The following is a 14,512-nucleotide window of genomic DNA, read 5'->3' on the forward strand; positions in this document are numbered from 1 at the left end:
GTTAGTACCAAAACGCGGATGGGGTTAAGCGGCGCCTAACGCTCGGCGGGGTTATTGTCGGGGCAAATGTTTTAAAGTGACGTACCCCGAAAACGTTCTCGAGACAGTCGTCACCCAGCAAAGCACGGCAAACGCACCCGCCAGCGCGGGAAAGTAATGCGGAAACAGACAAAATAAAATAAAGAATGCGATGGTCTCTGAACCCTCGGCGGCGCCCCCCAAATAATAAAGAGACTTCTGCGGGTATTGTGGGTTATCTAGATTATGCCTTGCCGCCACGGAGGAGAACGCCAAAAAAGTCGCCCCCGTCCCCATAAAGGAGACCAACAGCAAACCTGCCCACACCGCATTGCGCTCCACATCGGCCAATAAAAAACCAAAGCACACGGCGCTGTAAAAAATAAAGTCCAGCACAATATCCAAAAAGCCACCGGCATCGCTAATACCGCGTATTCGCGCCAGAGCGCCATCCACACCATCGGCCACGCGGTTGCCAATAATCGCCACTAAGGCAATGCTGTACCAACCAAAAGCCAGAGCGGGAACGGCCAGCAAACCAATCGCAAAACCGACGAGCGTGACGGTATCGGGGTGCACACCCCAGCGGTTTAGATAACCCGCCACCCAGTGCAGGGGGGCACGGGTCAGCGGGACTAAGCGTGTGTCGAACATTGTGCGACTCCGTTGGCAATGGTCAGTAAAGGCCCACATTGTTGCGTATGAGCGGGGCGATCATCCAAGTCATGGCTCACTAACAGCGCCGGTATTTGCCACTGCGCGATTTGCGCGAATGTCCATTGGCGCACCTCCTCTCGTCGGTGCAAATCGAGCGCCGCAAACGGCTCATCCAGTAGCAACGCTTTGGGCTCGTTGATCAACGCTCGCAACAGGGCGATACGAGCACGCTCACCACCACTCAAGGTGCCCGGCATCGCTTTGGCTTTATCGCTTAGCTCGACCGCCGCCAATAGGCTCCCGACGCGCTCGGTGCGCGCGGCTTTGGTTCGGTAAGCGGATTGCTTTGGCAGAGCAAAGAACAAATTTTGCTCCACCGTCATATGCGGGAACAGTAATGCCGACTGAAACATCATGCCGATACGACGCTCGCTAACCGACTGGTGCGTCATTGGCTCACCGTTCAGTCTGAGGCTTCCGGTAATATCAAAAGCCTCGGGGGCTTGGCCGAGTAGCCAAAGCAGCAAGGTCGACTTACCACTGCCGCTCGGCCCCATAATCATTCCCACTTTACCCGCGGCGACACTCAGCTCTGGCACCTCAAGCAAAGTTTGCCCCGCGCGGACTATCGCAACGTGCTGTAACTCAAGCATTTCGCCTCCTGGATACCAGCGCCAAATAAGCCGCCACCAGTAACAGGGCGATCAGCGGCAAAATAAACTGCCATAACGCATAAAAGCTTAACAACTGCCGGTCGCCGCCGCTGCTGACACTGACCGCCTCGGTGGTTACGGTGACGACTCGCCCCGCGCCCAGCATCTGCGTGGGCAAGTATTGGGCAACGCTAACCGAAAAAGCAATCACCCAGCCGTAAAGAACGGGCCGACGTAACATGGGCAACATTAAGGTAAACCAGCACTTAAGCGGCGAGTAACCCAACGACTGCCCGACCAACAGCCAATGCCGGTCATAGCGCTGATAATCCCCAGCCACCACCAAATAAGCATAGGGAAACGCAAACACGCAATGGGCCCAAAACACCCATCCAACATGGGGTGTCAGATGATAAGCGCTCGCGCTGTACTGCCAGCCCACCACTAAAGGTAGCTGCGGCACCAATAGCGCCAGCAAAACAAGCCACTGGGGCCAGCGCTGCTTGTTCTGCACTTCCAAACACACCAGCGCCGCCACCAGAGCGACACAGGCGCAGGGTATAGCAATCAATAATGTGGTCCAGACGATCGGCCAGATGTAGCCCCATTCCCGGCGCCACAATGCCACACTCAAAGAATCGGGCAACCATTGCGGGTAGAACCAACCCGACGCCATCGACCAAAGCACCAACGCGGTTAACATTGCCAGTGTCATAGCAACCATCAACGGCAGCCAAAGCCTAGCGACGCCCATACCGCCGCGCCCTAGCTGGCGCAAGATACCGGGAGCCGTTAACCCGCGGCGCCAAACCCGCACAAGTGCCCAGCGGTAGAAAGGCTGATGCAAGCGGTTTAAACCCAGCAGGCAAAGCGTCAACGATAGTAGTAATACGGACCCCAGCAAGGCATGGGTGGCCGCGTCGGGAGCAAAATCCTGCTGCCAAGAAAACACCTCTTGAGCCAAAACCCCCGGCACATTGGGGCCCACCAGTAACGGTATATCAACCACTGAAACGCTATAAACAATCACCGCCGCCATTGGTAGAGTGAGCCTGCGCAACAGCTCTGGCACCACCACTTGCCACCAAACTGTTGTGCGGGAATATCCCAGTGACTGCCCCACTTGGCGATAGCGCTCAACAGGCAACTGAGAACACGCGCTGTGTATCATCAACACCAAAAAAGGTACTTCTTTTAACAGCAAAACGGTAAACAAAGTGGGGAGAGAACGCTCGGGCAAAAACGCCCCGTCAGGCGGTATCGCGAATGCGCCACTCACACCGTGTATTGCGCGCACCAGCCAGCCACCGGGGCTGAATAAAAAAACCAGACCTACCGCAAAAGCCAGGTGAGGCATCGACAGCAGCGGTGACAACCACACGGGCGTTCGTTGTGCGGCTCCGGCGCTAACCGCGAGCGCCAGATAACAGGCGAACAACGGTGCTAGCGCCGCCAGTAACAGTGAATAAAGAGTTGCCTGCGACAACCCTGGCGCCGCGGCAAAATTACGCAGCTGCGTGGCCGTCAGTTGGCTCAGCTCTTGGGCGAAGGCGACAAGCACCAACCCCACCGGTAGCGCAATAAGGCCCAGCACGCTGATAACCGCCGCTGGGGTAAACAGGCGCGCCGTACTCGTCACAGCTGGTAGCGCTCCAACCAACCCTGCTCAATTGCGCTTTGCCAGCTGGCATGCAGCTCCTCTGCCGAAGGTAGCAATGCACCGGCATCTTCCAGGGCAACCACAGCCGGGTCGCCCCAGTGCGCCGGGTCTGCTTTGCGCTCTTGTGCCTCAGGCGAGATGAAAAAGTTAATGGCGACTTGCGCGGCGGCTGGGTGCGACGCGTTGCGCGGCACCGCCAAATAGTGACTATTGGTAATAGCGCCATCGGCGAAGACATGTTGCTGCAAGTTTTGTGGTAACCGCCGCGCTTTAATTTTGGCCGTTAATTCCTGCGGGTTAAAACTAAACGCCACCGACACGCGGCCGTCGGCCAGCCACTGTAACTGTTGCGCAGAGCTTTGCGCAAAGCTCTGCGCCTGGCCCAGCATGAGCGGATGCAACCGATCTAAGTACTGCCAGAGCCGAGGTAACAATTGCGCGGCCGATTGATCCGACACGGCCTGGTACAACCGTGGGTCTTTTTCGGTTAAATCCACCAGCAAAGATTTTAAAAACGTCGTGCCAATAAAATCCGGTGGTTTCGGGTAACTTAACTGCCCGGGGTTTTTCTGGGCAAAGGCGAGCAGTTGCTCGGCGCTCAGTTGCTCCGTCGGAAAACTCTTGTCACGGGCAATTAGGTTAAATTGGCCAATACCCCAGGGGACTTCCAGGTTATCGACGTCCACGCCAAAGTCGCGCATTAACGGCAACGTATTATTCAGTAGCAAGGCGCTGTTAGGCACAGCCGTTAGGACCTCTGGCAGCAACAGTTGTTCGCGCTTTAAGGTGTGGAAATTCTCGCCATTTATCCATAGCAAGTCGATAGCGCCGCCTTTTTTGCGTCCTGCCTGCGCCTCCACTTGCAATCGTTTAACCGCCTCAGCAATGTCGGCAACTTTTACATGCTTAAGTCGAATATCATAGCGGCGATGCAACTCACTATCCGCCCAGCGCAAATAACGATTCACCTCATCGGACCCGCCCCAGGCGTAAAAATACACGGTATCGCCGCGGGCCTCGGCCAACACATCAGACCAATCTGTGTTCGCAAACGAAGGCCCCGACAACAACATCACGCCCAGTATGAGACGATTAAAAATACTGCGTAAACTGAACTTGCGCATGCCGAGACAACTCCGGAAAAACTAATGATGAACCAAAATAGCCACCCTCAAACACCGGTGTCCAATTTTTCTCATCGGTCAGGTTAAACACATCCAAACGTAAACGACTGCTGCCTTGATTAAACTCGTAAGCCACATTGGCGTTTAGCGTAAACTGTTCTGAGATCACCACTGTTTGCAAATAATCCAGCGGATAAGCACCGGTAACCACGGCCGAGCCACCCACAGACCAGTATTCACTCAATTGATAACCGCCTGCAGCCGAGGCGGTCCACTCGGGCAACCCTTGTAAGCGATGAGACGAGGGTGCAAACGCCGCAAAATTGGGGGCGCCGGCCCCGGTTCCCGCAATCAGGTCAGGCCGGGAGTTATCAAACGCATCCGCCACTTGTTCGGCCACCTGAAACGCGGCCGAATGATCAAACTTAGCCTTCAACCAACTACCGCCGACACTCACCCAGGCGTTGTCGCTGCGATAAAACGCCTGCGCCTCGACGCCCTGGGTGACGATACCGCTATTGCTGCCATCGCGATTGCGCAAGCTGCGCGTCTGATCGAAGACGGCCATATCGGCGTACCATCCAGAGCCTACCGGCGCGTATTTTACGCCCAGTTCGTACAGCGTATTTTCTGTCGCAAAGTTGAGCGGATCGATTTGATTGTTGGAGCCCAACACCGTGCCACCGGCCATACTGTTCGAGGTAGACTCGCTATAGCTACCGGTGGCGTACAACGTCACCGACTCGCCAGGACGATAGTGCAAGGTTGCCTCGCCGGCCTTTAAAAAATCATGGTGCGAATCCCGGGCGGGCGTCACCCCAACGGGCGCGATTGGGTCGCGTGCAGTTACGTCATACCAGTCACCGCGAACGCCTAGCGTTAATTGTAGATTGGAACCCAGCGGTTGCTTATGCTGTAAAAACAAGCCGGTCTGAAGGCTCGTAGAATCGGTGGTGTCGGATAAATTGTAATCGCCGCTGCCGTCGCCATCACGGTCGTACTGAGCACCAGGCGAGACATACAGGCCCGGGCGCAACGGCACCAATCGCGCTTGTTGCTCTGCACTGAGAGGAATCTCTCGCTGGCTGAGCGATCCGGTCAAGTCGATAGGCAAATCGGCCTCGGTGGAAAACTGACTGTAGCCTAAAACATCGTTATAGCGGATAGCAGCCCCAACAATGGTGCGCGGAAACTGCAGCTCGATACGGTTTTCAAAGGTGTCGGCACCGTCGATAATCTCTACAAAACTGTTCTGGGCGATCTCCTCGCGCTCCAGGTGCTCAACGTAGGTTCGATTAACCAATCGCACAGAGCTACCTAAATCGACGGTCAGTACCGAATGCAACAAAACTGTCTCAGCGCCGTTAATATCGTCGGGGTGGGTAAGCACACGGCTGCGGGGGATTTTTACCTGGCCGGTCGGGCTTACCACCGCGAGCGCACCTGGTACCGTCGAGCCATTGGGCTGTACCCCCTGCCCTTGTATATACCAGCCTTGATCAATTAACGTTTGAGTGGGGCGGTTGATACCGGCGTTATCGGTCCACTCGACATCGTAATACTCCAATGAAACATTCCATTCGAGCTGCTCATTCGGCATCAAACGGTAAGAGGCAAACACATTGGTGCTGTTCAGCCCTGCGTAATCATAAAAACTGCCTTCGTCTTTGTGCTCCACGCTAATGCGCGCGCTCTGGTGCTGGGGATCAATCACCCATGCATAATCTAGTTGGCCACCGTATTGCTCCCATTCGCCGGCGCTAAGATTAAGGCGCCCCTCCGCTTGCGTTAAATTCGCTCGCTTGGGCGTAATGTTCACAAAACCGCCGGTGCGCTGTGTTGTGCCTAGAATCACAGAGGGCGTTCCTCTGACGATATCAATTTGCCCAACCGAATTAAACGATAGCGGGATACCAAGGCCATTATTGCCGGCCTGCCGGCGCATACCGGACGAGAACAGCTCCCCCAGCTGGCCGCGCAACGTAGGAAGACTGGGGGCACCAAAACCTTTCGCCTGAAATGTATTGGGCGCAACACGCTGCAATTGTTGTAAATCGTCGATCGCCGCCTCGTGCAGCAAAGCCTCGGTAATCGGCGTAATAGAACGGCCAATATCCACAATATTTTGTTCACCACCAAAAGCGCCATCGATATCCTCTTGGCGAAGATTGCCCATACCGCTTAGCGCCTCTCCCACGACCAAGACGCTTTCGATACGATCCACTTGTGCAAAACCGGGAAGACTCAGGGCCAATAGCGCGGCACTACACGCGGCCTGAGCCTTCACTCTGGCGAGGCAACGGTATAAGCAATGGGGTTGACGCAATGTGACACTCCTTACCAGGGCACGCTCGGCTGCAACTATTATTTTGTGGTTGCGCGTGAACGATTCAAACTCCAATCGTAGGGCAAAAACTCATAGTGGACTGTGCCATTTTCGAGCTGAAGCCGTTGTTCTTGCGTCAGCGATAACGCATCCGCATAGCGTAAAAAGAAGGACGCTAAGGTATTAACACCCAGCCAGCCTCGCTCAAAATCCTGTCGATACCACTTAAAGATAGCAGAGACTTGCAGCTCTCCGTCGCGATAACGGTTGCGGCTAGCGTCGCGCAAAAAACGGACACTACTATCCTCCAGCTGCGCGTCGAGTCGCTGGGCGATAAATGGCTCGGTTCGCAGTGCCGGGCAACCCACTGACGCGCAGTTAACCGCAAAGTGAATTCTCGGCTCATTGTAGCGGCCAGGCTTGCGGATAATATCGTGCTCTAAATCGTCTAAGCTCATGCTCTCACCCAACAGGGTAAAGAAGCGATTTTTCCAGGGGCTTTGCCAGAAGCGACCAATATCTTTTATAGACTCTACGGGATAATGAGTGATTACCAGCTGTAACGTGTGTGCGTTATACGCATTAATTAAAAAAGCCAGTTGCTGCGGCTTACTCCAGCGTTCGAAGTCTTTTTGGGTCACCTCTTCAAGCAAGCCAATATACTGCGTTAACCGGGAGGGGTTAGCTTTTAAATCGGCGTAAGCAACACGGCTAGCAACACCGTCTTGCTCCCAATGAACATGGTTAGCAAGCACCTTAGCGTATATCGAATGCTGGTGATCAAACTCCGTCGCTGACGACGGCATAGCACACAACCACAGCGCGAGACTCAGAAAAACAACTTTCATAGCATTAAGCGCCCCGCCTCCAGGTGTGATACTTCTCAAGCCAGTTTAATATCGTTTCAGGCTTGTGTGCCTTTTTCCATTCGCCGGCTGTGTATTTATTTGCCTCCGACAAGGTTGGATAGGTGTGAATGGTCCCCAGAATTTTATTGAGACCCAGACCGTGACGCATAGCGAGTACAAACTCAGTCATTAAGTTACTGGCTTCGCTACCGACAATCACGACACCCAATATTTTATCTTTGCCCTTCGGGGTCAATACCTTGATAAACCCGGTCGTGGCACTGTCGGCAATGGCCCGGTCCAGCTCATGCAACTCAAAGCGAGCAACTTCAAATTCGATGCCCTGTTCGATAGCCTCAGCTTCGCTGATACCAACACGGGCAACCTCAGGGTCAATAAACGTCGACCAAGGGATAACCCGGTAATCCACTTTAAAGCGCTTAAACTGACCAAACAGCGCATTCACAGCAGCGTACCACGCCATGTGCGACGCTGTATGGGTAAACTGATACGGGCCTGCGACATCTCCCGCTGCGTAAATGTTGGGGTACAGTGTTTCCAGGTACTCGTTTGTATAAATGATCCGCTCGGCCGAAATACCAAGCTCCTCCAGCCCATACCCTGTCAGGCGGGCTGTACGCCCTACCGCCACCAACAGCTGGTCATACTCCAGGCGTTTTTCCGCCCCCTGGTGTTTAACCACTAACACTTTCTTATCGCCATTGCGCTCACAGCGAAGCGCCTCGTGCTCCGTCAATACCGCAACACCATCGGCTGCCATGCATTGACGCGCTAGCTCTGAGACCTCCTCATCTTCTTTTGCCAAAATACGCGGGCCTTTCTCAACCTGACTGACGTGTGAGCCCAACCGTGCAAACGCGTGCGATAACTCCGAGCCAATTGGCCCTCCGCCAAGAACAATAAGCCGCGGCGGGGGGCTATCCAACTCAGCGAAGCGCTCCCATAACGTGTCGCTGGTCACATAATCACTGTCGTCTAGCCCGGGCAGATCGGGCACCAGTGGCTGTGCTCCGGCGGCGATGATAATACTGCGGGTCGTCAAGCGTTGTGTTTCGCCATCAGCTCGGGCAATCTCCACCGTCCACGGGTCGATAATAGTGGCATAGCCCTGCACCACATCAACCCCTAACCCCGTGTAGCGTTCGGCGCTATCGTGTGGCTCTATGTCTTTAATAACCCGATGTACCCGTGCCATTACCGCCCGAAAACTAAACGCCGGCTGTGCAGCCGTAAGGCCATACTCGTCAGCGTGACGCATCTGGTGCGCAACTTTGGCGCTTTTAATCAGCGCTTTACTGGGCACGCAACCATAATTGAGACAATCCCCACCCATTTTATGCGCTTCTACCAAGGTCACTTTGGCTCGCACAGTAGCGCCAATGTAGGCCGAGACCAAACCGCCAGCACCACCACCAATGACCACTAGATTGCGATCAAAATGTTGCGGTTTTTGCCAGCGTTTATAGACACGCTTGCGCTGTACCCAGCGCACAATGGCCTTAGCCACCCACGGAAAGATACCCAGCAGCACGAACGATAGAATCAACCCAGGTGAAAAAATCCCACCCAAACTGTCAATTTCAGCCAGTTGCGTACCGGCATTGACATAAACGACGGTACCGGCCAGCATCCCTAGCTGACTCACCCAGTAAAATGTCCAGGTCTTTAATCGGGTTAACCCCATCACCAGATTAATAATAAAAAAGGGAAACACCGGCACTAAGCGCAAGGTAAACAGATAAAAGGCCCCCTCTCGATCAACGCCACGGTTGATGGCTTGTAACCGATCAGAAAAGCGCTTCTCTACCGAGCCGCGCAATACAAAGCGTGCGGCTAGAAACGCCAGTGTTGCACCGACGCTGGAGGCAAAGGAGACCAGCAGTAACCCTTGTCCGAGACCAAACAAGGCACCTCCGGCCAGGGTCATGATCGCCGCTCCAGGCAGCGACAGGGCCGTTACCAGCACATACAAAGCAAAAAACGCCAAAGGTACCAACAGGGGGTATTGCGTTAGCCATTGCTCAAACTGTGCCTGACTGCCTTTGAGGCGGTCTAGCGTCAAGTAGTCATTAAAGCCCAAAGCAAAAAAAGCCGCCACCAATGCAGCGATGACTACGACGATAAGCAGGCGTTTCATACAAGATTCCAATTTATCATTTAGAGGCTCACGTTATTCTGTGATCGTTATAAAGTAGTCGCACAAGATGGCATTTTGTTACAAATTATTTTTACCCTAATCCCATCGAACAATCGTCCAAGTGTGCTCAGGGCGGGAAAATGCAACAGGAAATGGGGGTTAGAGGTAGGCGTAACCGTCACCGCCGTGCCAGCGCGTTATATTTATGCACCTTAAAGCCCAGGCCTAATCGTCAGAGCTAGGGCTAGGGCTAGGGCTAGGGCTATAAGGCTGTCTCGGTAGATATGGGCTAAGAGTAAATCACGCCCATGCTGGTGTCACCGTTCGCTCGCGCTCGCGTACTTGCGCCGAACCGTCCAGCGGGTATCAGAATCACGCAAAAGATACAGCGCGACACAGGCCGCTAACATGGGCCACGCGGCAAAAAACAGCAGGTGATTAAAAGGATCTAAATACTGGCTATACGAGGAGAACGTGGAAAGCCCATGCAAGATCAAAATAAAACCGTAGGTAAAGCGCTTCCACATGCCAGCAACAAATGCGAGTATCAACACCATTTCGACGAGTGCAATGATGTACACGGCCGCCGTAGCAAATCCTTCCAGACCGTAGAATTTTTCGAAGATACGTAGAGCGTGATCAGGGTTAACGAACTTGTCTAAGGTCCACATGAACATAACGATAAAAACGCCCAGACGCAGCAACAGCAGGGACCAGGTAAGACGCGCGTGTGATGGCACAGGTAAACTCCTTTCAATGGGGATGTAATCATGCTTTAAACGCACCGCCCAAGTAAGCTAAAGCACCTGGAAAATACGTATTCAACGTCGAGACTAAAATAACTGAGCAATCACTCAAATACAAGCAAATGATTAAAAAGTGGCGGTATTAGCGTGTGTTGTACATGCCCTTAGCGTGCAGAAAAATTCTTTCTAAGAAACAGCAAACCCTGGAAAAAGTTCCTCTGCCACCCGATTAGTAGTGACAAATCAGCGCTCAGGGTTGCTCATTGGGGGCGTAACCTTGGGGGAAGAAGATCGAACAAAGGGCTGAAGCAACAGCCTATCCAAGCGTGAGTCTTGGGGTTGGCGGAACACCTCAAGGCCAATGGTCATGCCCAGCTGACCTGCTTTCGGCTGTGCACGGTAAGAGGAAAACAAACGATCCCACCAAGGGAGGTTAAAGCCAAAGTTGCTGTCCGTCTCCTTGCGAATAACCGAGTGATGCACGCGGTGCATACTGGGCGTCACCACCAGCCACCTGGCCCATCGCTCCACTATTGCCGGCAGAGCCACGTTGGCATGATTAAAAATCGCAGTGGAACTTAACACCACCTCAAACCACAAAACCGCAAGCGGCGGCGCACCTAAGGCGATAACCACAACCACCTTAAGAGCCATCGACAGGAGGATTTCCACCGGGTGAAAGCGCAACCCGGTGGTCACATCAAACTCTAGGTCAGTGTGATGTACTCTATGCAAACGCCATAGCCAAGGGACTCTATGAAACAGACGGTGCTGCCAATAGATGAGTAAATCGAGAAGAATAAAAGAACCGACGATGGCCATCCAGAGAGGCACTGCAAGGTTGTTAAACACCCCCCAACTACGCTCCAGCGCCAGATAAGCCGCACCAACGGCCGCCAGCGGGAATAGCACTCGCAACAGTGCCGTGCTGACAACAACAAGCAACAGGTTATGAGGCCAGCGTTGCGCACGACCTACGCGTTGCGGCCGCAACCCCCGGATCGCCTCCCACACAGCCATTGTCATCAGCACCGACGCAAATATAACGCCTCTAACGATTGCCTCGTGCGACAATACGAATTGCCCCATGTAGGTCTCCACGGCTTGGTTAATAACGACAGCGCCGTGCGCGTGCGCTCGACGAAGCCGACAACTCACAGCATAACAGAGTTCATGGATTAGCTTTACACTCTAAACCCGAGCGCTACCAGAGCGCCGGAGTTTTCGCCTGCACGGGCGTCGTGCACCTAACACGCAAAAAAAAGGGGAGCAAAGCCCCCCAAACCTCAAACAAGAAATCTTACCCTTCCGGAATCAATGGCTGATCATCCACGGCCGAGCCGACGGAAAGATCTTACTGCCATCAGGCGTGTAAAGCACTTGCGACTTACGCACCGATCGATCGCTGCAACCACACCCTTTACCATGTTTGTGCTCGCGCCGCGCTTTGTCCTCAAGACGGGACTCAGGGTTAGAAAAGCGTGGCGCCTCGCGCGCTTTTTCATTGCGCGCGTGGGCGTCACGATTACCGGGCGCCATATCCAACATCGTTGGCGACACCATAATCACCCGACCGGCCATTGTGCCGCACTGGGGGCACGGAGCCGGCTCAGCACTTTGAGCGATAGTGGCTAGCTGGTTAAACACACCGTGTTCAGTGCAACGGTAATCGTAGACAGGCATGAATTACTCCTTATCTTTCGACAGTGGAATATCGATGGTGCCATCGACCATTTTCTTTGGCCCTTCTGCCGTCGGATTAATATCAAAATCAAAGATCTCGGTTGGCAGCCACAAAGTAGCGCAGGCGTTTGGCACATCCACCACCCCACTGATATGGCCTTGTACCGGCGCACAACCCAAGAGCGCGTAGCCCTGCGCCTTGCTATACCCAAACTTAGTCAAAAACTCGATGGCGTTTAAACAAGCCTGACGGTAGGCGACATTCACATCCAAGAAGTGCTGACCGCCATCTTCATCGACCGAGATACCTTCAAAAATCACGTAATCATCGTATACCGGCTTGATCGGGCTCGGCTTGAAGATTGGGTTTTTAACACCGTACATCTCCATACCGTTTTTAACCAGGTTAACCCGCATATGAATCCAGCCGGCCATTTCGATCGCACCACAGAAGGTGATCTCACCGTCGCCCTGGCTAAAGTGCAAATCACCCACGCTCAAGCCACCGCCTTTTACGTAAACGGGGAAGTACACCTTAGAGCCGCGCGACAGATCTTTAATATCGCAGTTACCGCCGTGCTCACGTGGCGGTACGGTACGGGCCCCTTCAGCCGCCGCTACTTTTGCTTCATCGGGCTTCATACGCCCCATATGGGCGGTATCGGCGTACGGCAAGTTTGCCAACGTGGGCACCCGATCCGGGTTAGTGTCATAAAGCTCTTTCTCACGCTCATTCCAGGTGTCCAAAAGGTCTTTGGATGGCAAGCAGCCAATTAACCCCGGGTGAATCAGGCCCGCAAACTCAACGCCCGGAATGTGGCGAGACTTGGTAAACATACCGTTAAAATCCCAGATCGACTTCTGCGCATCGGGGAAGTGCTCGGTTAAAAAGCCACCGCCGTTTTGCTTAGAGAAGAAACCGTTAAACCCCCACTGGCTCTCTTGAAATGCACCAATATCAAGAATATCAACCACCAGCAAATCGCCCGGCTCCGCACCTTCAACACCGACCGGTCCGGACAGGAAATGCACCTGAGTAAGATCGACATCGCGCACGTCGTCGGCGTTATCGTTGTTCTCGATCTGGCCACCGGTCCAGTCGTAGCACTCCATAATAAAATCGTCGCCGGGCTTAACCGTTGCCACCATCGGAATGTCCGGATGCCAACGGTTGTGAATCATGTCGTTCTCATAGGCCGACTTGGATAAATCGATTTTGACGATCGTTTCTGTCATGACTTAGGCTCCTGAATAGCTCAGCAATAATGCAGTAAGGACGCGATTGCGGCTGACTGCGAATGTGGGCTCAGTATCGAATTCGGGAGCAAAATCGGCAATACGACAAATAGCCCGCGAACTACGTCATTTGACGCATTGCTTAAATGGGGACGAAAAACGGATGACGGATGACGGATGACGGATGACGGATGACGGATGACGGATGACGGATGACGGATGACGGATGACGGATGACGGAACATAGCATAAGCACGGCGCCAGCCGGATTGCCAGCGCCGTGCTTATAGCAACTAATATTAACGTGCGAGAAAAATAAGCTGGCCCGATTGCCAGTGCCCTTCGGCCAGGCACAACTCAGGAGAAGGAGACTCAGCGCCGGCCTGCAATAAAAAGCTCGCCAGCGGCGCTTCAACAGCATCGCGCATTAGCCGTCTTACTGAGCGGGCGCCGTAACGGTTGTCCAGAGCGTTCTTACCGAGCCCCTCATAAGCCTCAGCCGTCAGCGTTAGGCGCCAACCTTTTTTGTTGAGCCGCCGATTTAATCGATCTAGCTCCAACTCTAAAAGACTGTGGGTATGGGTGTCTCCCAGAGGGCGATAAATAAGCACCCGATCCAACCGGTTAATAAATTCTGGGTCAAAAAATGCTTCTATTTGCTCGTGCACTTGCCGCTGAACACGACGGGGCAAATCGGTACCACCTCTCCCTGGCCACCAGCTTGAACGTTTAAGCCAGGCGCTTAACTGACGCCCGCCCAGGTTACTGGTCATTAGTAGCAGGGTGTTGCGAAAATCGAGACTTTTTTCACCGGCGCTTAAACGCAGGTGGCCATTTTCCAATACGTTTAGCAAGGCCCGCAATACTTCTGGGCTTGCTTTCTCAACCTCGTCAAACAATACAATACCGGGCGTAGAATAATCACCGGCGATCTGCGCCGCATCAAATAAGGTGTGCCCTTCTTTACTGCCAACATACCCCGGTGGGGCGCCAGATAGCGCTGCACTGTAATGAGCCTGCGACAAGGTGTTCATATCGATACGACAAAAATTATCCGCTCTACCCGTTAGTACTTCAGCGAGCGCTTTTACCGTTGCTGTTTTGCCTACGCCAGTAGGCCCCGCCAGTAGTGCCGACCACAAGGGTCGATCGGGGTCGGCTATATCAGCCTTGATCACATCTAACGCATCATCAAGTGCCGCCATCGCCTCGGGCTGCCCGACAATGCGCTCGCGCAATCGCTCTTTGGCTTTAGGCAAGTCAAAACGAAACCGGGTTTGCCCTAATCGAGTAGCCGCTGGGCGGGTATTTACAGCCGGCGCTGGTGTACCTTGTGCTTGCTCGGCTAACATATCATTAATAAAAGGCACAACCACCTCAAGACATTAAAAAAAACGCCGTAA

12 protein-coding genes are annotated in these 14,512 nt (G+C 53.7%); all 12 read right to left on the minus strand.

Features of this window, described 5'->3' with window-relative positions:
• Positions 1–51: 51 nt before the first annotated feature.
• Positions 52–672, minus strand: a complete 621-nt coding sequence (locus ACGHAD_RS11335) for a CDP-alcohol phosphatidyltransferase family protein (protein WP_382417580.1) — start codon at positions 670–672, stop codon at positions 52–54.
• On the minus strand, positions 654–1,328 hold the full coding sequence (locus ACGHAD_RS11340; protein WP_382417582.1) for an ATP-binding cassette domain-containing protein: 675 nt from the start codon (positions 1,326–1,328) through the stop codon (positions 654–656). Before ACGHAD_RS11340 ends, ACGHAD_RS11335 begins: the two co-directional genes overlap by 19 nt.
• Entirely contained in the window at positions 1,321–2,967 is a 1,647-nt protein-coding gene (locus ACGHAD_RS11345) for an ABC transporter permease (RefSeq protein WP_382417584.1), read from the minus strand. The genes ACGHAD_RS11340 and ACGHAD_RS11345 overlap by 8 nt, the downstream gene beginning before the upstream one ends.
• Entirely contained in the window at positions 2,964–4,112 is a 1,149-nt protein-coding gene (locus tag ACGHAD_RS11350) for an ABC transporter substrate-binding protein (protein ID WP_382417586.1), read from the minus strand. The genes ACGHAD_RS11345 and ACGHAD_RS11350 overlap by 4 nt, the downstream gene beginning before the upstream one ends.
• The gene (locus ACGHAD_RS11355; protein WP_382417588.1) at positions 4,081–6,438 is read right to left on the minus strand and encodes a TonB-dependent receptor; all 2,358 of its coding nucleotides are present in this window, start codon (positions 6,436–6,438) and stop codon (positions 4,081–4,083) included. Before ACGHAD_RS11355 ends, ACGHAD_RS11350 begins: the two co-directional genes overlap by 32 nt.
• Before the next feature lie 38 nt (positions 6,439–6,476).
• Positions 6,477–7,286, minus strand: a complete 810-nt coding sequence (locus ACGHAD_RS11360; protein WP_382417590.1) for a DUF547 domain-containing protein — start codon at positions 7,284–7,286, stop codon at positions 6,477–6,479.
• A gap of 4 nt (positions 7,287–7,290) precedes the next feature.
• On the minus strand, positions 7,291–9,444 hold the full coding sequence (locus tag ACGHAD_RS11365; protein ID WP_382417592.1) for an FAD-dependent oxidoreductase: 2,154 nt from the start codon (positions 9,442–9,444) through the stop codon (positions 7,291–7,293).
• A gap of 317 nt (positions 9,445–9,761) precedes the next feature.
• On the minus strand, positions 9,762–10,184 hold the full coding sequence (locus tag ACGHAD_RS11370; RefSeq protein WP_382417594.1) for a hypothetical protein: 423 nt from the start codon (positions 10,182–10,184) through the stop codon (positions 9,762–9,764).
• 249 nt (positions 10,185–10,433) lie between these two features.
• On the minus strand, positions 10,434–11,279 hold the full coding sequence (locus ACGHAD_RS11375; protein WP_382417596.1) for a sterol desaturase family protein: 846 nt from the start codon (positions 11,277–11,279) through the stop codon (positions 10,434–10,436).
• A gap of 225 nt (positions 11,280–11,504) precedes the next feature.
• Positions 11,505–11,873, minus strand: a complete 369-nt coding sequence (locus ACGHAD_RS11380; RefSeq protein WP_041522838.1) for an FmdB family zinc ribbon protein — start codon at positions 11,871–11,873, stop codon at positions 11,505–11,507.
• A gap of 3 nt (positions 11,874–11,876) precedes the next feature.
• The gene (fmdA, locus tag ACGHAD_RS11385; RefSeq protein ID WP_041522837.1) at positions 11,877–13,109 is read right to left on the minus strand and encodes a formamidase; all 1,233 of its coding nucleotides are present in this window, start codon (positions 13,107–13,109) and stop codon (positions 11,877–11,879) included.
• Between the two features lie 299 nt (positions 13,110–13,408).
• Positions 13,409–14,479 carry an AAA family ATPase gene (locus ACGHAD_RS11390; protein WP_382417599.1) on the minus strand — a complete coding sequence of 357 codons (1,071 nt, stop codon included), beginning with the start codon at positions 14,477–14,479 and terminating at the stop codon, positions 13,409–13,411.
• Positions 14,480–14,512: the final 33 nt, after the last annotated feature.

It is taken from the genome of Gilvimarinus japonicus, from assembly GCF_042847215.1.
Lineage (GTDB): Bacteria > Pseudomonadota > Gammaproteobacteria > Pseudomonadales > Cellvibrionaceae > Gilvimarinus > Gilvimarinus japonicus.

Excerpts from the sequence above, each read along its gene's own strand:
- ACGHAD_RS11335 (WP_382417580.1), bottom strand. The coding sequence starts at position 672 with ATGTTCGACACACGCTTAGTCCCGCTGACCCGTGCCCCCCTGCACTGG.
- ACGHAD_RS11340 (WP_382417582.1), bottom strand. The coding sequence starts at position 1,328 with ATGCTTGAGTTACAGCACGTTGCGATAGTCCGCGCGGGGCAAACTTTG.
- ACGHAD_RS11350 (WP_382417586.1), bottom strand. The coding sequence starts at position 4,112 with ATGCGCAAGTTCAGTTTACGCAGTATTTTTAATCGTCTCATACTGGGC.
- ACGHAD_RS11360 (WP_382417590.1), bottom strand. The coding sequence starts at position 7,286 with ATGAAAGTTGTTTTTCTGAGTCTCGCGCTGTGGTTGTGTGCTATGCCG.
- ACGHAD_RS11365 (WP_382417592.1), bottom strand. The coding sequence starts at position 9,444 with ATGAAACGCCTGCTTATCGTCGTAGTCATCGCTGCATTGGTGGCGGCT.
- ACGHAD_RS11375 (WP_382417596.1), bottom strand. The coding sequence starts at position 11,279 with ATGGGGCAATTCGTATTGTCGCACGAGGCAATCGTTAGAGGCGTTATA.
- ACGHAD_RS11380 (WP_041522838.1), bottom strand. The coding sequence starts at position 11,873 with ATGCCTGTCTACGATTACCGTTGCACTGAACACGGTGTGTTTAACCAG.
- fmdA (WP_041522837.1), bottom strand. The coding sequence starts at position 13,109 with ATGACAGAAACGATCGTCAAAATCGATTTATCCAAGTCGGCCTATGAG.